The sequence below is a fragment of the Pedobacter frigiditerrae genome (assembly GCF_004331645.1).
GTDB lineage: Bacteria > Bacteroidota > Bacteroidia > Sphingobacteriales > Sphingobacteriaceae > Pedobacter > Pedobacter frigiditerrae.
This window is the reverse complement of record NZ_SJSK01000005.1, coordinates 291,350-315,340: the sequence shown is the minus strand read 5'-3', so window position 1 is coordinate 315,340 and position 23,991 is coordinate 291,350. Positions and strand designations below refer to the sequence as shown.

Genomic DNA, 23,991 nt, shown 5'->3' with positions numbered 1-23,991 from the left:
GGGGCATTCATGATGATTTCCTTGAGATGGTTTACAATTTCTATGTGCTAAATGCTAATAACGAACGCAATTTTACGCCTAATTGGTTAATGCAATTTATTATAAAAGATTGCAAAAACTAATGATAATGATGGCAAAAAAAATAACCATCATGCCTTGCTTTAATTTAACTTGGGCGTTAACGGAAGCACCTTTCCATTCTGCTTTTGCTAAACCCCAAAGGTTGCCTGTAATAATGGATAGTGAAATAAACAAAGGCCAGCCTATAATTGCTCCCCAAGTGCCTAATTTTATGGTGCTAATACCATACAGATAAAAGCTCCCGATCCACATGAATGCCATCGCTAATCCAGCTAAACTATTCCTTGCCAGAGATTGGTTGAATAAAGAAAAGCTTTGGTTTTTGTTAATCAGATAAATTGTGTAGGCAGCATTAGGGATAAATCCCATGGTAAAAAACAAAGCCCAAACGGCATTGCCGGCCATAAAATTTGATGCGCCAGCCTTCAATGCTTCATCAATAAGAGGTTGCCCAAATGAATAACCAATATTCGGCAGGCAAGATAAAATGCCAGCTGCAACTGCGATTAGAATATCCTGATTTTTTTTCTGATGAACCCCACCATTGCTGGTATTTCCCTTTAAATAATGAGCCTTTGCGCAAAGCACGATGCCATAAACCACAATTAAAGCACCAACCATGATGGTTACTCCCTTGGGAGTGATCACTTCATCGGTATGAAATATAAGCATGGGGATAACTGCCCCAAAACTTGCAATAAGCCCCATGATAACGGGGTAGCCCAAGGCCATGCCCAATTTGTTCATGGCAATACCAAAAAGTACGGCCCCTAAGCCCCAGCTTAATCCAAATATGAGTAGTAAAAGCAGTGTATTTGCCGACACGGAACGGTATACCGCAAGCAAATTTGGAATAAAAGCAAAAGCCAATACCAAATTTAGTAGCACCATGCCTAAGAGTGAAAAGGTAAACCAGGAATTTTCCCAGTTCCACTTTCTAGTCATTGTCATGGGTAATATAAAGCTGCCTTGAAAAAAGCCAGCAATAAAGAGTATGAGCAATCCAACGGTTATATTCATTACAAATTTTTTTATGAACGATGATGAAAACTTTAACTGATGCTATAAAGAGAATTCTGCCACGGCAGAACGTGGTACCTTTACCAGTTCTTCGTAATTACCATATTCTCGGACTCGTTTATATGGCTTATTTGCAACAGTATTATAAGAGGCTATAAAGCTCCATCGGTCATGTTCAGATTGGTTACTGTCTGATCGGTGCAAGAGGTTTCCGTCAAAAATTAAGGCATCGCCAGGTTGCATTTCTATATATTCGAGTTCAAATTTTTTGATCGCTTCCTGTATTTTTTCGTTGTCGGCAACGGTTTGGTCGTTAATGCGATCATGGTTAATTCGGCCGATTTTATGCGACCCTCTTAGCACTTGCAAACAACCATTTTCTTTATTGGCCGCATCAATAGCAATAATGCAACTATTCATTGTAGGTAACAAACACCCATAATTATACCAGTAGCCATAATCCTGATGCCACTCCCAAGCTCCGCCTTCTTTAGCGTTTTTCAGAATCATTTTAGCACTGTAGATGTAAATAGGCTCGGCAAACAATACCTCCACATTATCCACAATGCGTTCGTTCCTAGAAAACATGCCATAGATATCATCTCCAGGCCTGTCCCACATTTTAAGTTTGGTGATGTTGCCGCTCTGATCTCCTTTTACCAGAATCTCAGTTTGTGGTATATCCTTTTCGGCAATAGATCTTAATTTTTGGGTTTCCTCTTTTGAAAACAAGGATTTGATAAGCAGGAAACCATTTTCTTGATAGTCTTTTTTATTTTGCTCACTTAATAATTGAAATTCAGGTAGCTGAATAATTTCTGATGATTTTAACATATTAGTGCTATTTATTTTGATTAAATCTTTCTTTTTGACGGTTATTCATCCATGTGCATATTTCCCACAGATCTGATACGGGTGTTTTTGTAAATGGAAGGGTATGTTGATATTCTGGTGGACCAAATTCTGGGGTTAGTGTAGAGATGAGGTTTCCATTATTCTTTTGGGTTTTCCAAATGATATCCCACCACCTCTCATGTGCTAATAAATGAGCTTCGTATTCAGGAGCCCGTGGATCTGACACTTGTGGACCTTGCTCATAACCTACGCGAGAATGCAGGTGGATACAGCGCTGGGCACATAGTTTGATAATTTCCATTTCAGAATCGATAAGCCTTTCGCAAACGCAAACCCAGTGGCTAAAATCGCAGCAAAGTTTTAATTCTTCAAAGGCTAGTAAGAAATCACGCGTATCCCAAGGGTTGTAGGTAATCCTGCCCCTGTGTATTTCATGGGCTACGGGTATTCCAATTTCCGCTTCAAATGCTAGGGCAGCAGTAATAAATTCGTGCTTTTGCGCAACCGTCCAACTGTCCTTGCCGCTTTGACTATTAAAAAGAATAGGATTTAATATAAGTGAGGCTTGTATAATTTGTTTAAATGATTCAATGTGATCCTTAACGGTTTCTCCGATGGTATGTACTTGTGCAATGAATTTAAACCCGTATTGATCTAATAAACCCTTAAATGCGGGGTTGGAGGCAGCTGCCGCTCCCTTGTATTCAATACCATCATAGCCTTCATTTTTAATCAGTGGGAATACCTGATCGAAGGAATCGGTTATACCCCATAAATGCCGGAAGGTTCTCAATTTCATATGTTAACTTATTATAATAAGTCAAATATAAACAAATTCAATTTAATGCAATACAATATGTTACAAAAACATAGTATAATAAGTTAATGATGTTAATAAAGCATTTGTCTTCTAAATCGTCTGATTGATTATAGGTAAGAAATGACAATTTAGCTCAGGAATAGAGGTAGTTAGATCTGTCCCTGTAGTAAATATCGTTCTGTATTTACGTAGAGAGAGGTATATATGCTGAAATTTTCGCGGTTGGTATCAATCCTGCGTTCCAGGCGTAAAACTGGGCTGCCAAGTTGTATTTCAAGGTAATTGCTGGTTTTTATATCTGCGGCTATTGACCAAATTTTTTGTTCCCCACCTTTTATCTCAATCTCATAAGATTTACTTAACAAGGCGTACAATGATTTATTTTCCAAGCTTTTGGAGGCAAATTTTGGTAGGTTTTGATTAACGATATAAAGTATTTCGTAAAAAACAACGATATTATTTACTTTACGTTGCCTTTCTATGTAAAAACAGGACCGCTTTAACTCGGCCTGTGAGGGGGTGAATATCATATCTGCAGGCCACTTGGTAAGCCTGGGTCCATCAATAATTCTAGTTGTTAAATTATCGCCGTCATTTTCTGAATTTGCCAACCGACCCTCGATAGACAAAATACCAAGCCCCTTGGGTAGCTCGAGCACAATACTTCCCTTACCTTGATGTTTTTTAATATAACCATCATTAACAAGCAAAGCCAATGCTTGCCGAATGGTAGGTTGCGTTACGGTATGGGCCAACGACAGTTCATGTTCCGATGGGAGCAGATCGCCGGCTTTATAGACTCGATTGGTAATTTGCTTCCTCAAGGTTTCATACAGCTGACGGTATTGGGGTACTTTAATCTGCGATCTGGCCATTTACAATATTAATAAATTAACGGTGAATTGGATGGCAATGTGCCTGATTAAAATTACCAGCCTTCTTCATAAGTGCTACATCTGAATTATTTAAGTAACCAATTTGCAAATGATGATGCATCTAACTGCGGAACCTTAAATTTATTGGATTTAAGATGTTCCAAAATCTCAAACTATAAGTAAGTTTTTTCTGATAGGGTGGAAGTGCACTTCATTTCTGAAACACAAAATAGTTAAGGTGAGTGTTTGCTTTTAGTAAACCATCTTGCTTCAATAGGGAGTGCCATTTTATATTTTAATTTAGCAATTTCTCTGAATGTTTTATATAATCGCATCTTACTTATGTTAAAACCTTAAATTAGCATTTCCTTTTAACCAAATATGCCCAAGTCTTATTACATATCTTATTTTTTCAATATCAGGATGTTATCAATGCTGATGTTGCTGTTTTCAAATTTCACACCTGTATTTGGCCAACCAGGCGAAATTAAATTTCGGTATTTAACCAGAGAGGATGGATTGTCGAACAGTAATGTGATGAAAATATACCAGGACAAGCAAAAATACATATGGATTGGTACCCAAGATGGCTTAAATAGGTATGATGGTTATGACATCATTACCTATAAAAAGAAGCAAAAAGATCCGACCAGTTTAAGTAGCAACTATATTAACGATATTATTGAAGATAAAGAGCAAAGGATATGGATTGCCACCAATTATGGCTTGAATATGTATGACCGTAAACTGGATAAATTTACCCGCTACATGCACGACCCCAACATCAGTGGCTCGATATCCAGTAATTTTATAGTCAGCCTACATCAAGACCAACGCGGAAACCTCTGGATTGGAACATCTTTAGGGTTAAATTTATTTGATAAACAACAACAGAAATTCAAGTATTATGGCAATGCGCTTATCGCTAATCGGATAGCTGAAACTCGGCGAGTAAATTGCATAGGAAACTATGACAATAAGCACATTTTGGTAGGTACCGAGGGGAGTGGGATCGAAAAATTTGACATAGATCGGCGTAAATTTGTTGCCTTGAGCAATTCTTCCCTAAACACCTTAAAAAACTATAGGATAAATGCCATTAAGAAAGACTTAAATGATTTTATTTGGATTGGCTCACAAGGAAATGGTGTTTTTCAATACAGTCCAGCAACAGATAAGATTGAGCAATTTCAAAAGGGGCAAGGCAACAGCAGAGGTTTATCAAGCAATATAATTAAGAATATTATTTGCGACCATAAAAATAACATTTGGCTCAGTACCGAACATGGGGGCTTAAACGTTAAACCAACCGGGAATAAAGGGTTTATAAGTTATGAAAATGATCAGCGGAAGCCTTTTTCATTTTCCAGTCCAACTGCATTGGGTTTAATGGAGGATGCCCAAGGCAATATTTGGATAGGTACCTATCATGGGAAGGTAAATATCTACTCGCCATTGACAGCCAAATTTAAAAATTACAGCAGGGGCACATGGCCTGGTGCCTTATCCTTTAATGATATTAAGACCTTTTGCGAGGGCAATAATGGTGAGATTTGGGTAGGTGCAGATGGTGGTGGAATAAATGTATTGAATAAATCGACAGGTCGTTTTACCTACTTTCAACACTCGGAAACTGATGCGAACAGCTTGAGCTCTAATGCCGTGCTTGATATCAAGAAGGATAGGGAGGGTACTATTTGGGTGGCTACCTGGGGTGGCGGACTTAATCGCTATAATAGTAAATCGCGGAATTTTACACGTTTTCTTAATGATCCGGGAAATACAAGTTCCATCACTTCCAACTTTGTCTTTAATATTTATCCTGATAAGAATGGGATGTTATGGGTTGGTAATTTTTATGGGGGGCTTAATTTCTTCGATCCGAAAACCAATAGTTTTAAAAGGATACTGTCATCGCAGGATGGTAAGAGCAGATTTATTGGAAATGACGTTTTATGCATCCATGAAGATGCCTATGGAGCATTATGGATTAGCACGTTAGGTCAGGGCTTAAATTATTTAACCCCCGATAGGCTACATTTTTATCATTATTTTAACGATGACAAGAATGATTTGCGAGACGCTGTTCGCGTCATTTATAGCGACCGTAAAAAACGGCTTTGGGCAGGTAAGACAGGACTTTATTTATTTGACCGGAAAAAGAATAAGTTCATGCTTTGTTCGGGCAATCCGTTATTGACTGACCAGGGTATCGTATCCATTATTGAAGATAAGAAAGGTAACTTATGGCTTGGGTCAACAAGTGGCCTGATACAGTATAATCCTGACACAAAATTTATCAAGCAATACACCGGGGCTGATGGGTTGCAGGGACTTGAATTCAATGAGAACGCTGCATTCGCTAGTAAGGGAGAGGTATTTGTCGGGGGTGTGAATGGATTTAACACATTTTATCCGGATAGCATCAAGGCTTTAGATTACAGTTATCCTACCTATATAACGGATTTATCTATTTTTAATAAAAGCATAAAGGAGCAAAAAAACGGTACAATAGAAAAGTACATTGCAGAAAACCGCAATGTAGTTCTCGATCACAACCAATCGGTTATTTCGTTTGAGTATGCCGCACTAAATTACGTATCACCGCAGAAGACAAGTTATGCTTATCAACTGGTAGGCTTTGATAAAAAATGGAATTACGTTGGCAACCAGAGAAGGGCAAGCTATACCAATTTAGATCCGGGGGATTATACGTTCCATGTAAAATCAAGTAGTCCTGACGGTCTTTGGAATACAAGGGCAGCATCCGTTCATCTAACCATTACCCCGCCCTTTTATTTAACGATATGGTTTAAGACACTAGCTGTTATTGTGTTGGTGGTATCGGTATTTCTAGTCTTGTATTATCGGCGAAAGGCTGAACTGCGTGGAATACATGAAGAGAACAAGGAGAAAATGTATCAGCTACAGCTTCAGTTTTTTACCAATATATCACATGAATTTAGAACTCCACTAACCCTTATTATTGGCACTTTGGAACAGATCTTTAAATTAGATCCAGATTCGGGATTTACCCGTTATTATAACACCATAAATCGAAACGCCAATCGATTACTGCATTTAATTAGCGAATTGATGGATTTCAGGAAAGTAGAATCGGGTGTTTTGAAGTTAAAAGTAATGCCCGGAAACTTCACTAGCTTTTTGCTGGAAATTGTTCAGGATTTTAAAGATCAAGCTTTAGCGACCAATATTAGCTTAGATGTAGTCCTTGATGCCGATTATGAGGGTATTTGGTTTGACAGGCAGGTGGTTGAAAAAATTATTTTAAACTTACTTAACAATGCATTTAAGTTTACTCCCAGTGGTGGCACTATTTCCATTCATGTTTCATCATCTCTAGATGCTACTCACCCGTCTTTAGGTAACTCTTTAAAACTCGAGAGTGATTATAAGGGCAATAACCAGATTTTTATCAGTGTTAGCGACACTGGAATAGGTATTTCAAAGGAATCCATTAATCATTTATTTGAACGCTTCTTTAGGGTATCTGATACTCATTTGGGTTCAGGCATTGGCCTAGCCTTTGTGAAAAGTCTTGTCTTTCTACATAAGGGCAACATATATGTGCACAGTGAGCGCCATGAGGGCACCCAGTTTACGATATCTCTTCCCTGCGATAAAAACGACTACCAAAAAGACGAATTATGGCCAGAGCATGACATGGAGAGAGGTGTACAGATTGAAAGCATACAGTATAAAAAAGCTTCTGGAAGGCATTTGGTTGATACTGGGATGTTACCAACTGATCCAATCCCGGGCTTAAAACAATCTGTATTGATTGTGGAGGATAATGAAGAGTTAAGAGCCTATTTTAAAGAAATACTTCAATCGGCATACCATATTATTGAGGCCAGAAATGGTGCCGAGGGGCTACAGCAGGCCAAGGAAACTTCCCCAGCCTTGATCATTAGTGATGTGATGATGCCTTTAATGGATGGCATTGACTTTTGCAAACATATTAAGGAAGATTTTGAAACCAGCCACATCCCTTTTATCTTACTAACCGCAAAGGATGCGCTAGAATCTCGTATTGAGGGTGTTGAATCTGGCGCAGATTATTATTTTAGCAAGCCCGTGAGTACCGATTTACTGATTTTAACCATCAAAAACCTCTTTAAACAGAAACAAAAAATTAAGGAACGGTACCTCAAGGATTATCAAGTGGAAGCTAGGGATTTAGTTCATACGAGCAAGGATAAGGATTTTATGGACAGACTACTTCGTCTAATTGAAGAAAAGCTGGAAGAACCTGATCTTAATATCGATTTTGTTTGCCGAGAAATGGGTGTTAGCAACAGTAAATTGTATAAAAAAATAAAAGATATTACTGGGCAGGGTGGTAACGAGTTCATCAGGACCATCCGGCTAAAAAAAGCCGTGGAGATCATGACCCATGAGGATGTCTTGATAACCGAACTGATGTATCGGGTTGGAATTTCATCTAAAGCATACTTTACTAATAGTTTTAAAAAAGAATTTGGAATGACTCCTTCGCAATATCAGCAACAGCTTGATAAAAAGAAACCATCTAAACACCCCTAGGAGTTAAATAATTTGATGCCAAGCTATCAGGAAAAAATATGATTTGGATTTAAAACATCCCTAAGGTGGCTCAATGCCCTGGACATATGTGTTTTAACTGTCAAGGGAGAAATGTTTAAATGTTCTGCAATTTGAACGTAAGATAGGTTTTCGGTGCGAGCAAGCGTAAATACCTGCAATTGTTTAACAGATAGGGATTTTAAGGCGTCATTTAATAACAATTGGTAATCCGCGTCTGTTATGCCATCCTGCATGCTATTATCTTCTAAAACTTGTGTATGGGCTAACTGATCAATTGCTTTCCATTCATTTGCAATTTTTCTGATCTTATTTAGAATGTTATTTTTGGAAACGGTGACTAACCAACCTTCCAATGAACGTACTTCCATCATTGATTTACGGTGCAGCCAAAGTTTTAAAAATACTTCCTGCACAACTTCCTGAGCAATAAAAGTAGATTTAAGGTATCGTAGGGCAAGTCTATAAATACGATTATGATGACGGTTATATAATAATTGAAAAGCATATTCACTATCGCTAGCCATCAATTCAACAAGTCTAAGCTCTTCCTGATAACAATTTTCCTTGTACATACTACTAGAATTATATTTGGTTGATTTAAAACCACCTCAAGCACTATCGCCAGATCGAAAAAGTATTACCGCTTTTTGCTTGCACACGGGAATACTTCAACTTTAGAATTACTGGTTCAGAATGATTAAATGGTTAATCTTATTTAGCAAAGAACAGGAAAGGAGTCTATTTTCAATTACTTCAATCCGTATTTCTTTTACTCATTTCGGTAAAAAAATCGCCCTTAGGCCTATTTAATCAGGCTAACGGTACCCGTAAGTGGGACTGTGAAATATAATCCAACATTTTTTAAAAATTTATGCTTCCCCGAAAGTTAGGGGTAATGCAGCGGCGTCGTTCGATCGTTGGCGATCAATAAGTAATCAACAAAGACAACAGCAAGAGAAAGAAACCTGATAGGAAGAATTTGGTTTTTGATTTGACCAAAGGATACATAAGGTACTTTGTAAAAATCAGGATTCTTTAGGACATCGTATAGCAAATTGATAAATGTTATTTCCAGACAGCTTAAAACACTAGCTTTCTCTTTTTAGTTATTAGATCGTAACGGAGCAATGCTTCCAGGTAATAGTAATCAGCATAAACCAAAGGGACGTTGACTTCAGACTGATGTGGTTTAGAACCTACACTGTGTTTTAATATAAAAGATCGATTGGTTCCTATTTTTGCTTTGTAAGTTGGGGATGCTAGGCTGGTAAGCATCATTTTTGCCGTATTAAAATATAGCTTGCTATTGAGGTTGCTGTATTGGCTCAATTCCAGTAAGCCCGATGCTATTACCGCCGCTGCAGAAGCATCGCGTTCCTCGCCAGGAGCATTGAAATCCCAATACGGTATTTTATCTTTTGGCAGGTTTGGATGATTTAATACAAACTTCGCTACATTTTCGGCCAGTTCAAGGTATTTTTTGTTTTTTGTCTCCCGGTACATAACGGTATACCCATACAAGGCCCATCCTTGCCCTCGGCTCCACGCAGAACTGTCCGCTAAACCTTGATGTGTTTTTTTGGCAAGCACCTTTCCAGCTTCGCCGTAACATACAACATGGTAACTGCTGTAATCATCTCTAAAATGATTTCTGAGGGTGTTGTCGGCATGTACGACCGAAAGATCATATAATTTTTTGTCGCCCGAAGTCTTAGCTGCCCAAAATAGGAATTCCAGATTCATCATGTTGTCTATAATAACGGGGTAATCGTATTCTTTCCAGCCATCCCATGATTTGATAACTCCATATCGAGGGTTAAATCGGGTAGCCAAGGATTGAGCGCCCTGCAACATGATATTTTTGTAAATAGGGTTTTTGGTTAAGCGATAGCCATTTCCAAAAGGGCAATAAAGCATAAAACCCAAATCGTGCGTGCTGGTATTAGCTTTTTCCTTCTCCACGGCCATGGTCCATTTGTGGGCCGCTTTTCTCCAATAATCATCTTTTGTGTACTCGTATAAATACCACAAGGACCCACCAAAGAAACCACTGCACCACCATTCAGAAGGCATATCCCGGGCATTCCCATCTGTAGAGATGGACTGTGGGAATTTGCTTAAATCCTTATGGGTGAACAGCATTCCTTTATACTGCGCCTCTGCATATTTAATTTCCTTCGCAACATTTAATTGCGCTTGTGCTAAAGTTGGCTCAGCCATCAAGAAGACTAGGGTTGCTAAAACAGCTGTTTTTAATATGTTTTTCAATCTATAATATGTTTAAGTTCATCATCAAGACACAGCCAACCATTGGAAAGGGTACATGGTTATTAAAAAGATGCCGTGTTTATGGCTTAAGAAACACTAACAATATAAGCCAGGACTATTATCATTTTGGTTGCTTTGCTAACAATTAGTCAATACTTTATGTCTCTAATTGATAAGCAGGCGTAAATTCGGGGTGGATTGGAGTTAGCAATCCACTAAGCAAGCTGAGCAGGGTTACCATACAAGCGATTTTTTGATTTGCCTGCTACTGGTGTAAATATTTTCTATCGATGTACTCCTAAGCAAAATCTATTTTGTCTAACATTTATATTTAGAAACATAATATAACAAAGCTGGTGTCCGCTTATCATTGATAAGTCACCTTTGTCGGTCGCTCATTAAAAACCTTTACTTAAATAATTAAGATAATATAACCTATAAACTGTTCATGTCATGATAAAAAATAACTTGCTTTTAGGGCTTCTTTTACTTGCAACCTTTTTCGGCTGTAAAAAGGCAACAAAAACACCGCTAAATCCTGAGCCACCAGTCGTTATTCCAAGCGTTCCGTCCAAGCCTGAGGCCTTAGTGTTTCAATCTGGTTTTGAGCCTGGGATGATCACTAATACAAACTATCCTCAAATTGTTTCCAATCCGACTGCCCAAGGGGAAGATATCAAGGGTACGACTATTAATTTAGCCAATAGTAATTGGATAGATAACCTGGAAACTTCAAGTCCAGTTAAATATAAAATGTTCCGTCTAAATTACGAAATGGGCAATTATGCCGACCGTAGGGCCGAAATAATACCCAACCCTGTGAGCGATGTGAATAGCAATAGCAGTGCAAATGTGCTTAGTTTCAGGCTCACCAATGCGGTAATTCCAGAGGGTAGCGTGATGAAGGGCCGTGTAGCTGCTGAAATGTTTTCTCAATCGCTTGCACCTAATGCCACCACTTCAGACAAGGCAGTATCGTCTGATATCAGGGAATATTATCAAAAAGTCAAGTTTTACCTTCCAACTGATTTTAATTTGCTTCAGGCCTCCAGCTTTCCAATACCGGGAGCAGGCGATTGGTTGTTGTTATGGGAATTTAGGAATCACGTACCCACTACCACCGGTAAGGATTCCAGGATATGTGTTTATATTACCAGGCCGAATAATTTAAGTACAACCAAGTTTAATTTTATCATGACCTGTGACGAGATGGGCGTAAATTCAGCACCAGTAAATATATGGAAAGTAGAAAATCTAAATTATAAAGTAACCGCCGGGAAATGGTTGGAAGCAGAGATATACCTTAAGGAAGGTGATATAAACTCAGGAAGAAGTTATTTTGCGGTACGTGATGTAAATGCTACCAATACAGGTGTCTGGAACAAGCTTTGTGATAAATATGCTACTAACGTGCATCGCCTTAACACCAATCCAACTGGTTTTAACGGCTTTAACCCGATGAAATTATATTGCAGTGCGGCTGCTGTTAAACCTTTTCAAGATGCTGGAAAATCATTAATGATATATTGGGATGATCTTGAAATACATGAAAACAGGTTGCCCACTGCTGGGGCAATAACGCCTTAGCCGCTTAATTTTATAACACTCACATTGAAAAAATTATAGAACCGTTGCAAATGCATACTTCATTTTTATTGAAATGGACATTTAGTGGTAAAATTATACAAATGGGTTTAATAGGTTTATTATCTGTATTTGGGGCTAGGGTTGGGTTTTCACAAACTAAAGCTGATGAATACCTCCTGATAAGTAATAAACTTAATATAAACAGGGATAAAGAGGTGATATGTGTTAATAAGAATGATTTTGCAAGCATTCCGGTTCATAGTTATCCCCTATTAAAACAGGGAAACAAAGTGTGTATAAGCCAGCTGGTTGATGAAGATATGGACGGACAATGGGATGAACTATTAGTTGAAGTAAGCATTAAAGCCCTCGCCAAAGATAAAATTGCTGTAATATGGATTAAAAAAGTAGATTACCCAAACTTTGAAAAAGCTACTAATATTCGTTTCAGTTTAAAAAGCAAAACACAGCAGCCTGAAAAAGAAATAAATTATTTAGAACGGCAGCGTGGATTTACACAAAACATCGCTAACCCGGCGTATCAAATGGAAGGTCCAGGTATTGAAAATGATAAAATTGCTTTCAGGAGCTTTTTTGATAAGCGTAATGGAAAAGATATTTATGGTAAACTGATGGCAACACCTGTTCTTGATGAGGTTGGCTTAACCGGAAGCTGGCATACTTTACAAAGCTGGGGTATGGATATTTTACGTACCGGAAATTCATTGGGAGCCGGTGCGCTTGGTGTTAAGCAACAAGGAAAAATTTTCCGTCTGGCCGATGCGGATAATACTACATTTAAAGCACTTTACGAGGGGCCCTTAAAAGCTTGTTATAAACTTGATTTTACCAATTGGGATGTTGCCGCACTGTTAAAAAATGGAACAGAGCAATTATCAATAACCAGGGGCGACTATTTTTACTTCAATCAGGTTAAGCTTAATTTGGCCGAAAGTCAACACCTCATTTCGGGTATGGCCAATTTCGGTACTAACCCATTTGTTTATAAAAAGCATAACAAAAAATTTAGTTCTGTTTCGCTATATGGCCCACAGGCCGATGGTACCCAAACTAAATTGGGACTGGCCATTTTATTCCAGGCCAACCAATATGCAGGGCATGCAACCACACTTGCGGCCGATAGTATTCCAAATACATCATACATTGCCTTGAAACCAGTAAAAAAGGAAATGAATAGCCTTCGTTTTTTTGCTTGCTGGGAAAAAACAGATACCATGTTTTCTACCAAAGAAGGCTTTGAAAAATACTTACAGGAAACTGCTGACCGTTTGGCTAATCCTATAGAAATAACCGTTATACAACATACAAAAAAATAAAATGGAAAGAAGAGAATTTGCAGGATTAGTCATGTCTTTAACAACTGGCAGCTTGTTGGCCCCATTATTAAGCAAGGCCGAAAATGCCGAAACTTTTTATGGTTTAACAGCTGCTGCCGGCCTACCCGATAAACTCCCCAACAACATCAAACAGCTAGTAAGAAACACTTTAAAGGCAGAATTTAAAACTGTTAATACTGACTGGGATGGAACTATACAAATTGAAGGATTGCTTCGTTTTGCTAATCGCGGATATAAAGAAGGATTGGATTATTCGAAAAAATGGTTTGATTATCATGTAACGCACGATAATAAATTAACAGACGAAGAATACTACAAACAATATGAAGGCCCACGTGCTCGTATTTTAAGAGATGGTCCACTTGCTTTCGTTATTTATTCTGCCAATCTGGGCGTTGCTTTTCCGGTGCACGAACTTTACAGGCAAACAAAAGACCTAAAAGCTAAACGGGTTTGTTTTGATGTGGCCGATGCTATCTTGCATTATGCAGGCCGGGATAGGTTTGGTATGCTGGCTCACGATGATTACAACTATATGGATTTTGCGATTCCTGATACCGCTTATTGGGCTACCCGTTCTAACGCCATAGCCGCTTCATTAAGTACTGATAAAGGCTCTGCCGATATGTATTGGAAACAATCCATATTTCAATTAGATCAGGGTATAAAATATTTTCTGGATAAGGAAAAAGGTATTGTACGTACGGGTTTGTTTAAAGGCGAGCCAGCCAAAACCTATTGGTGCCGTTCGCAAGGCTGGTTAATTTGGGCAATTTCTGGCTTATTACGCTACCTCCCTAAAACGCATCCGTATTTTAAAGTAGCAGCTGCTGCTATGAAAACCATTGCAGATGGTGCTGTAAAATATCAAAGTAAAAACGGCGGACTGCACGTATTGGTTGATGATCCTTCATCGCCCGAAGAAGTTACCGGAATTGCCATGGTCATTGCCTCTGTGAAGGAGGGGATGAGAAACGGCTGGATTCCGGCAAACTACAACGGTTTATGTGCTAAAGGTTGGGACTATATCAAACAAAGTGTAGATACAGAAGGGAAGGTTCATAACGCCTATACGGGTTGGGCAGTTACTGCTGAAGAGAAGAAAGTTGACTTAATGGACAAGAACTTCCGTGGTTTTGTACCGGGCATCATTATGCTTGCAGCGGATGAAATGACAAGGTAAATCCGAGTTACACGAACGCAAGTTTTAGCACCCAAAAAGGCTTTTAAAAATCCTTTTGGGTTTTCAATTAATAAATAAAAATATGCCTTTAACCATACTTTGCATTACAACAGTTGAAGCAATGCAAATCGTAAATAAAATTATTGCTGTTGCAGTAGCCGATGGTGGAGCACCCGTAGCGGTAGCCGTGGTAGATGCAGCTGCTCGGCTCAAAGCTTTTTCTGCCATGGATAACGTGGCTCCAGCCAGTATCAAATTGGCGCAAAGTAAAGCATACTCTGCCGTGTTAGGTCAAAAAGATACTATCAACTGGGCTTCCTTTCCTAAAAATGAAAAAACGGTTGATTTTGACATGCGCAACTGGACGGACGATAATTTTTCCGGATTTACCGGAGGCATCATCCTTACCTATAACGGCCAGATAATTGGCGGCATCGGCGTAAGTGGCAGAAAAGGTAAAAAAGTAGAGGGTGATTTAGTGTTGCAGGACAACGAATTAGCCGAATATGGAAGAGATAGTTTGGCATTGTCGTAAAGCCTATTTCTTGATTTGAAGACGGTGGTTATTAAATGGTAAAAGAATCAAACGAATGCTATAAGATCCCAGTCAACGAAGATGGCCGGCCATTGCTGCAGAAAAACGGCATTCATCCTAAAAAAAATAAGACCCTACGGGGTAAGTTGATGTAGATAGAAAATATAGAAAAAAACCTATAGTCATCCATCCTCGGCCAGTAATGCCAAAGGACTTCAATTAAAATAAAAAGAAAAATAAAGACAAAAACATGAACAATAAGCAATTACCGGGTACAAATATCATGCTTTCTCCCATCACTTATGGCGCATTTGCTATCGGGGGCTGGTTTTGGGGTGGTGCGGATGAGGGCGAGGCGATCAAAGCCATAGAAGCGGCAATAGACAATGGTGTTACTACCATAGATACTGCACCAGTATATGGAATGGGGCATAGCGAGACGGTTGTTGGAAACACCGTTAAGGGTAAACGGGATCAGGTTCAATTATTAACAAAGTTCGGGATGATCTGGGATGCTGAAGATGGGGACTTTGCTTTTGATACTAAAGATAATGACGGTAAGCCAGTAAAAGTCTACAAATTTAACGGCAAGCAAAGTGTGATCGAAGAATGCGAACGTAGTTTAAAACGCCTCCAAACTGATTATATTGATCTACTGCAAATGCACTGGCCCGATAGCACCACGCCAATTGAAGAGACAATGGAGGCTTTGGAAATTTTAATACAGCAGGGTAAAATTAGGGCGGCTGGTGTATGCAATTGCCCAGTTGATTTGTTAACAAGGGCTAACGCGGTATTACCCATTTCAACCAATCAGCTAGCTTATAGCATGGTTAATCGCGGTATAGAAAAAGATATGGTGCCTTTTTGCATGGAAAACGGGATTGGAATCTTGCCTCATACTTCGTTACAAAAAGGTTTATTAACGGGTAAAATTAAACCTGGGCATATTTTTAACGAAGGCGACCACAGGCCAAACACGCCATACTTTAAAGAGCATAACCATAAAGAAGTGATGAAAGTGCTTGAAAATATCCAGCAAATTGCTACAGACCGAAACATCAGCTTGGCTCAATTAACCATTAACTGGACAATGCAACAACCAGCCATTACCTCGGTATTGGTAGGAGCCAGGGATGCCGCTCAAATGCTTGATAATGTAAAAGCCGCAAGCTTTAAGCTAACACCTACAGAGTTAGCCATAATCAACACCGCTTTACTTGACATGGATTTATCCTTATAAATTATGATTCTTAAAAGAGTATTTCTAGTAGCAACCCTTATCTTGCTTGTTGTAGCGCTATACTTGTTTGCTAGTGATCAAAATATAGAGGCTGGCCTCATCCTGACTGCTTTTTGGCTATTTCTTTCCGGTTACATGGTGCAAACAAAAGCCCTGGGTAAGTTTGCTTACACTGTTATTATTTTGGCCTCAGTTAGTGTTTCGATGACGTTTCCCCAGTATTTTATTCAGCTAGGTGATTTTCATCTCAAAAAATTAATTGTTCCATTATTGCAGCTCATCACCTTTGGTGTAGGCTGTACCATGGGTTGGCATGACCTCTCGGGTGTGTTAAAAATGCCTAAGGCTGTATTAGTAGGTGTGCTCTGCCATTATACCATCATGCCCTTTGTAGGATTTGCCATTGCCAAAATGTTTGGATTTCCGCCAGAAATTGCCGCAGGGGTGGTTTTGGTGGGCTGTATGCCCAGTGGTTTGGCAAGTAATGTTATCGCATTTATTGCGAAAGCTAATTTACCCTTATCAGTTACGATAACTGCTGTTTCTACCTTACTTGCTCCGTTAATGACGCCTTTATTAATGAAACTTTTGGGTGGGCAATTTGTGCCGGTAAGTTTTCTAGACATGTTTATTGATATTTTAAAACTGGTAATCATTCCTATTTTTCTGGGCGTTTTCATCAATCATTTTTTTCATAAAAAAGCGCTCTGGATAGATAAGGTAATGCCAAAAATCTCAATGGCTGGCATTGCATGTATCATTATTATTATTACAGCTGCAGGCCGTGATAACATGCTGCACGTAGGTATGGCACTGGTTTTTGCGATGTTCTTGCACATGACAATCGGCGTGTTATTAGGCTACTGGGGAGGACGTCTATTTGGCCTGTCCAAATTAAACAGCCGTACTATTGCCATAGAGGTTGGTATGCAGAATGGGGGCTTGGCATCGGGCATTGCGGTACAAATGGGTAAAATTGCTACTGTAGGCCTAGCTCCAGCAGTAAATGGTCCAATTATGAATACAACCTTCTCTTTAATTGCAACATGGTGGGGCAGTAAACCACCCGAGAAAGAGTTGAAATCAGCAGATGATATTTGATGTCCTGCAATGTTTAGATGTTTTAACTTTATTTAGGATTAAGCTTTGTCTTTTTTTGACTGTGCATTAATAATATAACTATAGATGTTATTAAGTACAACAACTTTTTAGGTTTTATGAACCAAAACCAATGCTTACCTATATAACTATAAATTACCTGCAATTATGAAACTAAGCTCATTTATTTTGTTGGCCGTAGCCTTGCTAACCTTCAATACTGAAATCTTTTGCCAGCAGCCCGCCATTTTTTTGTATCCCAATGGTGTCCCCAATAGTAAAAAAGCGCCAGCAGATTATTTGGAAACAAGGGAATTGAACAATGTGCGTATGGTGACCGACCCTTCCATTACCCCGTATTTTCCGGCAAGCGATAAGGCTAACGGGGCAGCGATTGTGATTTGTCCCGGTGGTGGGTATGGTTTTTTAGCTGTAGAGAGCGAAGGGGCGGAGGTGGCCAGAAAATTTAACGAAATAGGGATTACCGCCTTCGTCTTAAAATATCGCCTGCCTAGCGACAAAATCATGGCCGATAAGTCTATCGGCTCCTTACAGGATGCTCAACGAGCTGTCCAGCTGGTAAGGGAGCGATCCAGGGAATGGGGCTTAAATCCTGCCAAAATTGGAATAATCGGCTTTTCTGCTGGTGGACATGTGGCCTCTACTGCTGGAACACATTTCAACAAAGTACTGATTGCTAACCCTAATAATACCAGCATACGCCCTGATTTCATGATGCTTATTTACCCCGTCATTACTTTTGGCGAATTTGCTCATCGTGGGTCGCAGGTAAAACTCTTAGGTCAGGATGCCAGCCCTGCACAAATCGACTTATACTCTAACGAAAAGCAGGTTACGCCACAAACTCCACCAACATTTTTAGTCCACTCTGAAAATGATAAACATGTACCTATCCAAAACAGCCTTAAATTTTATGAGGCTTTGCTAAAAGAAGATGTAAAGGCAGAAATGCACTTGTACCAATCCGGTAGCCATGGTTACGGTTTAAATAATGGCTCCACTCCAGACAAATGGTTCGATAGAGGGGTTAATTTTCTTATCCAGAACGGTTTCATTCCAAGTTTGCCTAAAATTAAATGATCTAGGTTGTTTGATGGGCTTTGCGCTAATTATCAGTGTTTTATTTGGGTCCTTTTAATATGCAATCAAGGCTTTGGATATATCAAAATCTTGTTGTTGGCTGAAAAATTTTTTCCTGTACTCCTTGGGCATGTTTTAATTGTCTTTCAGTAGTGACGGCTACCTGCACACAATCATTCTTTATAAGCAAATAAGGATAACAAATTCTGAAATGGAATTTCGTGAAGCGGGTTTCGCTTGTATCATAGATAAGGTCTATGGTGCTTGCACGTGAACATTACAACGTACCAGCAGCTATCTCACTGCTTATGGGCGGGTAAACAAATGAAATAAAGTAGAACCGAATATGGAAGACTCCAACAAAAGAAGGGATTTTATCAAAAAAACAGCTGTTGCTGTTAGCAGTATGCTATTGGCTCCAACCCTATCTTCTGCCAACAGCTTTTTTAGTGGCTCGCCCAATAATAAGGTAGCGGTAGGTTTCATGGGTGTAAATGGCAGGGGTACGTTTTTGGCCAAAAGCTTTGCCGCATTGCCAAATGCCGAGGTCGCGTTTATATGCGACGTGGATGCAAACGTACTTGCACGTACCCAGGATACAATTGAGAAGTTGACGGGGAAAAGGCCTAAGGGCTTTACAGATGTTAGAAAAATGCTGGAAGTGAAAGAGATGGATGCCATGGTCATTGCCGCACCAGATCATTGGCATGCTCCTGCGGCAATTTTGGGTCTACAAGCTGGAAAACACGTATATGTGGAAAAGCCTTGCAGTCATAACCCCCGTGAGGGCGAATTGTTGGTTCAAGCTACTGCTAAATATAATCGTATGGTACAAATGGGGAGCCAGAGGCGAACATTTAGCAATGTCAAGCAAATGATCAAGTCTATTCATGAAGGCATCATCGGTCGCACCTATTTTGCAAGGGCATGGTATACCAATAACCGCAAAACCATAGGGCATGGTAAATTAATTGCCCCACCTGCAGAACTTAACTACGACTTGTGGCAAGGCCCCGCACCACGTACAGCCTTTCGCTCTAACGTTTTGCACTATAACTGGCATTGGTTCTGGAATTGGGGAACAGGGGAGTCTTTAAACAATGGCACCCACGAATTGGATGTGATACGTTGGGGCCTTGGTGTAGATTATCCGACTGAAGTGGTTTCCTCAGGAGGGCGCTTTCATTTCCAGGATGACTGGGAAACTCCCGATACACAAACAATTACATACAAGTTTGCGAATAACACCGCCTGTACATGGGAGGGTAGAAGCTGCAATAACTTTAAATCAGAAGGATCAGAACGTGGTGTTGTATTTTATGGCGATAAGGGAACCATTGTTTATAATGGCGGAAATAGCTATAAAGTATACGATTCTGAAAATAAGCTAAAGCTTGAAGTGAACGATAGCACACCATATGATGGCACCAACACCGTAAGTCCATTGGCGGCATTAGAAGGAGCTCACATGTTAAACTTTATAGAATCTATCCGAGGAAATGAAAAACTGAATGCCCCCATTCTTGAAGGGCACAAATCAACGCTTTTACCTCAATTGGGCAATATTTCCTATCGGGTGGGTAGGCAGCTCAAATGCGACCCTGCGAACGGACATATTTTAAACGATAAAGATGCCATGAAGCTGTGGAGCAGGGAGTATGAAAAAGGTTGGGAAGTAAAAGTGTAACGATATAAGAATAATAATAAAAAAATCAACTCAAGCACTGAAAATAATTGGATTAAAATGTGCTTAAAACCTTAAAAGAATGTTAAAGTATATAAAAAAGTGGAATTATTTCTTTGGTCTGATTGCCATATTGGGCTTGCCAGCTAAAGTTTATTGTCAAGAAAATGTGCTAAATACTCCTGGCGCTTTTCTTATTGGATGTAATTATTGGGCTTCACATGCCGGTACCCATACCTGGAGTGATTGGAGGCCACAAGTGGTAGAGGCCGATTTTAAACAACTTTCTGAAAACGGCATAAAAGTATTAAGGGTTTTTCCACTCTGGCCTGATTTTCAGCCTATACACCAGATTTATGCGGGTGAAGGCGAGCGCAAATACATCGCCTTTAAAAACGGGCAACCTTTACCATCCACAGGTGCTGCTGCCAATGGGATGAGTGAGGAGCAACTGGATCATTTTAAAACGATGGCAGATCTGGCTAAAAAGTATAATCTTAAACTGGTAGTAGGTTTAATTACCGGCTGGATGAGTGGGCAACTATATGTTCCACCTGCACTGGAAGGTAAAAATATCATAACTGACCCGGAATCCATGGCCTGGCAACATAAATTCATAAGCACCTTTGTTAATCGTTTCAAATATCACGAGGCTATACTTGCCTGGGATTTTGGCAATGAATGCAATGTCATGGAAAAAATCACGAACCCCAATCAAGGCTATGTTTGGTCAGCGGTAATGGCTGGAGCCATCAAGAGTGCCGATCCATCTCGCCCAGTCATATCGGGTATGCATAGTTTAAGTCCCTCAAATAAAGATCCCTGGCGCATTGTGGACCAGGCTGCCACTACCGACATTTTAACGACCCATCCGTATTCCTTATGGACACCATACGCCAGTCAGGACGGGATAAACACCATGAGAACTATTTTGCATGGCGCAGCCGAAACTAAAATGTACGGTGATATTGGCGGAAAACCAGCTTTGTTGGAAGAAACAGGTGTCATGGGGCCGATGACAGGAGGAGAAAATGAAAAGGTGGCATTTGCCCGAACCGCATTGTTTTCTAATTGGGCCCATGATTGCAGGGGCACTTTCTGGTGGTGCGCTTATGATCAGGTGAGTTTTAAATATCCGCCCTATAATTACGCATCGGTAGAAGGAGAGCTAGGCCTTATAAGAGAAGACCGTACGCCTAAGCCTGTACTTGCAGCGTTTAAGAAATTTAGCGAATTTATCGATAAACTACCTTTTAAAAACCTGCCTCCACGCAAAACAGAAGCGGTTTATATCCTTACCGAAGGGCAAGCAAGCTGGCCAGTGGCCTATGCTGGTTTCATATTGGCCAAACAGGCAGGCTTTGATTTTCAGTTTCAGAAAGCCGGTCAGGATTTAAAGGACGCACCTTTGTATATCCTTCCTTCACTTAAGGGTATCGATCCTGTGTTTAATGATTATTGGTATAAATTACTGGATAAGGTAAAGCAGGGTGCTACTTTGTATTTATCGCTAGATGATGCGTATCTCCCTACATTGGCAGAGCCACTGGGTTTAGAAATCAGCATCAATGTACAAAGGAGAGGTGCTTTAAAATTCGCTTCTACGAGTTTATTAGGGGCAAGTTTGAATTTTGAAATGCCAGCAGCTCGAAAGTATAGCATCATCCCTAAAAATGCTAAGGTTTTGGGAAAAGAACCAGACGGCAACCCTGCATTCATCGAATCATCTTACGGAAAAGGTAAAATTTATTTACTTACCTTCCCCATGGAAATGAATGCCATCGAGAAGCCAGGTTCCTTTGAGCCTGGACATTCAAATTACAGTGCCATCTATAAAAAGATTGCCGAGCCTTTGATTAAAGACCGCATCATACAGCAGGGAAATACATCGGTGGGACTTACCGAACACTATATCAGTGAAAGCGAAGCCGTGATAGTCCTTATTAATTATAATCCCCAGCAAGCCGATAGCGATATCAAGCTAAAAGATGGTTGGAAGATTACAGGTAGCTTATATGGCAGTTTACCCAAGGGAACTAGAGTTCAACTGAAAGGCAACGATGCATTAGTGTTAACTTGTAAAAAATAATCTTCAAAATACCTTGGTTATGTATATTTTTAAATAACTGATAAAACCCTAAAATGAAATTTTTAAAACTAGTATGTTATGCCGGTTTGACACTGATGATGAGCATCTTTTCGGCTAAATCCCAAGATAATACCTTAACTAATGCAGAAATAAAGCAGGGCTGGAAAATACTTTTTGATGGTAAAACCACCAATGGTTGGAAAGGGGCTTTTAAAAGTGGTTTTCCAACCACTGGTTGGGAAATTATGGATGGTTGTATGATCGTGCAGCCTGCTGACGGAGCTGAATCCACAAATGGCGGCGATATTGTTACAACAGAAACCTATGGGGATTTTGAACTCAGCATTGATTTTAAACTTACAGAAGGTGCAAACAGTGGCATTAAATATTTTGTGGATCCAAACCAGCCGGCACCTAAAAATCTACGTTCTGCCCTTGGCTTGGAGTTTCAGCTGTTGGATGATGAACGCCACCCGGATGCCAAGCTAGGGAAAGACGGTAATCGTAAACTAGGTTCATTGTATGACCTGATTCCAGCACCTGTAGATAAACCGGTTAAGCCGGTTGGCCAATGGAACACCGCTAGGGTCATAGCTAGGGGCAACCATGTGGAGCATTGGTTAAATGGTACAAAATTAATTGAATATGAACGTGGAGGTACGTATTTTAAACAGTTGGTGGCTGGGAGTAAGTACAAGGATATTGCTGGCTTTGGCTTGATCAACAGAGGGAATATTCTACTTCAGGATCATGGGAACAAGGTTTTTTATAAAAACATAAAAATAAAGGAGCTTACATCGACCACTGGCGCAGTCACCAATTATGGGGTGGTTTCCTACACCTTTAGAAAAAGCTTTGAAAAGGATGTTGCCGCTACTTTAGATTATATTAAAACATTGGGTATTAATACGATTGAGTTTTCTAACCTTTTCGGCAAAACAGCGGCGGAATTACGTAAATTACTGGATGATAGAGGGATGTCTTGTCCGTCTTTCGGTGTTACCTATTCAGATTTAGTTACAAAAACAAACGAGGTTGCAAATAATGCCCGCACACTTGGTGCCTCTTTTGTAAGAGTAGCTTGGGTCCCTCATGATAATAAGGTGGGTTTTACCATCAATGACGCTAAAAAGACGGTAGAAGATTTTAATGCCGCTGGTAAAATTTTAAAAGAGCAATTCGGCCTAACATTCTGTTACCATAACCATGGGTATGAATTTGCCAAATATGGCGATGGAACCTATTACGATTATCTGATGGCCAATACAGACCCAGACTATGTAAGTTTTGAATTAGATGTGTTATGGGCCTTTCATCCGGGAGCTGACCCTGCAGCATTAATCAAAAAATATGGATCTAGGTACCGTTTAATGCACGTTAAGGATTTAAAAAAAGGAGTAAAAGGTGATTTGTCTGGTGTAACGCCAGTGAACAATGATGTGACACTTGGCACGGGTCAGATTAACCTTTCAAAGGTCATGAAAGCAGCAAAATCATCGGCCATCAAGTATTATTTTATTGAAGATGAAAGTGATCATACAGCAACTCAGGTTCCCATTAGTTTGGCTTACCTAGAAAAGTTGTTAAAAAAATAACAAGTGCATGAT

The 23,991-nt window shown here is 39.7% G+C and carries 17 protein-coding genes; 11 read left to right on the top strand and 6 right to left on the bottom strand.

Translation table 11 applies throughout. The features are described from left to right. Positions 1-99: 99 nt before the first annotated feature. From EZ428_RS18885 to EZ428_RS18870, 4 genes are all read right to left on the bottom strand, one after another. Complete coding sequence (locus EZ428_RS18885) at positions 100-1,101, bottom strand: L-rhamnose/proton symporter RhaT (protein ID WP_131554763.1); 1,002 nt, start codon at positions 1,099-1,101, stop codon at positions 100-102. A 42-nt stretch (positions 1,102-1,143) separates the two neighbouring features. Next, positions 1,144-1,935 carry a phytanoyl-CoA dioxygenase family protein gene (locus EZ428_RS18880; RefSeq protein WP_131554762.1) on the bottom strand — a complete coding sequence of 264 codons (792 nt, stop codon included), beginning with the start codon at positions 1,933-1,935 and terminating at the stop codon, positions 1,144-1,146. A 7-nt stretch (positions 1,936-1,942) separates the two neighbouring features. After that, positions 1,943-2,755 (bottom strand): sugar phosphate isomerase/epimerase family protein, encoded by an 813-nt coding sequence (locus EZ428_RS18875; RefSeq protein WP_131554761.1) that lies wholly within the window; start codon positions 2,753-2,755, stop codon positions 1,943-1,945. Between the two features lie 170 nt (positions 2,756-2,925). Beyond that, positions 2,926-3,651 (bottom strand): GntR family transcriptional regulator, encoded by a 726-nt coding sequence (locus EZ428_RS18870; protein ID WP_131554760.1) that lies wholly within the window; start codon positions 3,649-3,651, stop codon positions 2,926-2,928. Positions 3,652-4,032: 381 nt separating this feature from the next. On the opposite strand from EZ428_RS18870, the gene EZ428_RS18865 reads away from it, so the two are divergent. After that, the gene (locus tag EZ428_RS18865) at positions 4,033-8,217 is read left to right on the top strand and encodes a hybrid sensor histidine kinase/response regulator transcription factor (RefSeq protein WP_131554759.1); all 4,185 of its coding nucleotides are present in this window, start codon (positions 4,033-4,035) and stop codon (positions 8,215-8,217) included. Positions 8,218-8,243: 26 nt separating this feature from the next. Here EZ428_RS18865 and EZ428_RS18860 read toward each other — a convergent pair whose 3' ends face one another. Both EZ428_RS18860 and EZ428_RS18855 read right to left on the bottom strand, forming a co-directional pair. Next, a complete protein-coding gene (locus EZ428_RS18860; protein WP_131554758.1) occupies positions 8,244-8,810 on the bottom strand; it encodes an RNA polymerase sigma factor in 567 nt (188 codons plus the stop codon). Positions 8,811-9,318: 508 nt separating this feature from the next. Beyond that, a complete protein-coding gene (locus tag EZ428_RS18855) occupies positions 9,319-10,506 on the bottom strand; it encodes a glycoside hydrolase family 88 protein (protein WP_225871095.1) in 1,188 nt (395 codons plus the stop codon). A 453-nt stretch (positions 10,507-10,959) separates the two neighbouring features. Between EZ428_RS18855 and EZ428_RS18850 the strand changes: the two genes are divergently transcribed. The 10 genes from EZ428_RS18850 to EZ428_RS24120 all read left to right on the top strand — a co-directional run bounded on the left by EZ428_RS18850 (position 10,960) and on the right by EZ428_RS24120 (position 23,979). Then, positions 10,960-12,093 (top strand): hypothetical protein, encoded by a 1,134-nt coding sequence (locus EZ428_RS18850; protein WP_131554757.1) that lies wholly within the window; start codon positions 10,960-10,962, stop codon positions 12,091-12,093. 50 nt (positions 12,094-12,143) lie between these two features. Beyond that, positions 12,144-13,430: a DUF4861 family protein gene (locus EZ428_RS18845; protein ID WP_131554756.1), complete on the top strand. Its 1,287-nt coding sequence runs from the start codon at positions 12,144-12,146 to the stop codon at positions 13,428-13,430. 1 nt (position 13,431) lies between these two features. After that, the gene (locus EZ428_RS18840; RefSeq protein ID WP_131554755.1) at positions 13,432-14,634 is read left to right on the top strand and encodes a glycoside hydrolase family 88 protein; all 1,203 of its coding nucleotides are present in this window, start codon (positions 13,432-13,434) and stop codon (positions 14,632-14,634) included. 82 nt (positions 14,635-14,716) lie between these two features. Beyond that, positions 14,717-15,169: a GlcG/HbpS family heme-binding protein gene (locus EZ428_RS18835; protein ID WP_131554754.1), complete on the top strand. Its 453-nt coding sequence runs from the start codon at positions 14,717-14,719 to the stop codon at positions 15,167-15,169. Between the two features lie 250 nt (positions 15,170-15,419). Continuing rightward, positions 15,420-16,412, top strand: coding sequence for an aldo/keto reductase (locus EZ428_RS18830; RefSeq protein WP_131554753.1), 993 nt, complete (start codon positions 15,420-15,422; stop codon positions 16,410-16,412). A gap of 3 nt (positions 16,413-16,415) precedes the next feature. Beyond that, positions 16,416-17,513, top strand: a complete 1,098-nt coding sequence (locus tag EZ428_RS18825) for a bile acid:sodium symporter family protein (protein WP_131554752.1) — start codon at positions 16,416-16,418, stop codon at positions 17,511-17,513. Positions 17,514-17,678: 165 nt separating this feature from the next. Beyond that, positions 17,679-18,611, top strand: coding sequence for an alpha/beta hydrolase (locus tag EZ428_RS18820; RefSeq protein ID WP_131554751.1), 933 nt, complete (start codon positions 17,679-17,681; stop codon positions 18,609-18,611). 346 nt (positions 18,612-18,957) lie between these two features. After that, positions 18,958-20,298, top strand: coding sequence for a Gfo/Idh/MocA family protein (locus EZ428_RS18815; RefSeq protein ID WP_131554750.1), 1,341 nt, complete (start codon positions 18,958-18,960; stop codon positions 20,296-20,298). 79 nt (positions 20,299-20,377) lie between these two features. Continuing rightward, the gene (locus tag EZ428_RS18810) at positions 20,378-22,384 is read left to right on the top strand and encodes a glycoside hydrolase family 2 TIM barrel-domain containing protein (protein WP_131554749.1); all 2,007 of its coding nucleotides are present in this window, start codon (positions 20,378-20,380) and stop codon (positions 22,382-22,384) included. Between the two features lie 53 nt (positions 22,385-22,437). Further along, positions 22,438-23,979, top strand: coding sequence for a family 16 glycoside hydrolase (locus EZ428_RS24120; protein WP_205945756.1), 1,542 nt, complete (start codon positions 22,438-22,440; stop codon positions 23,977-23,979). Positions 23,980-23,991: the final 12 nt, after the last annotated feature.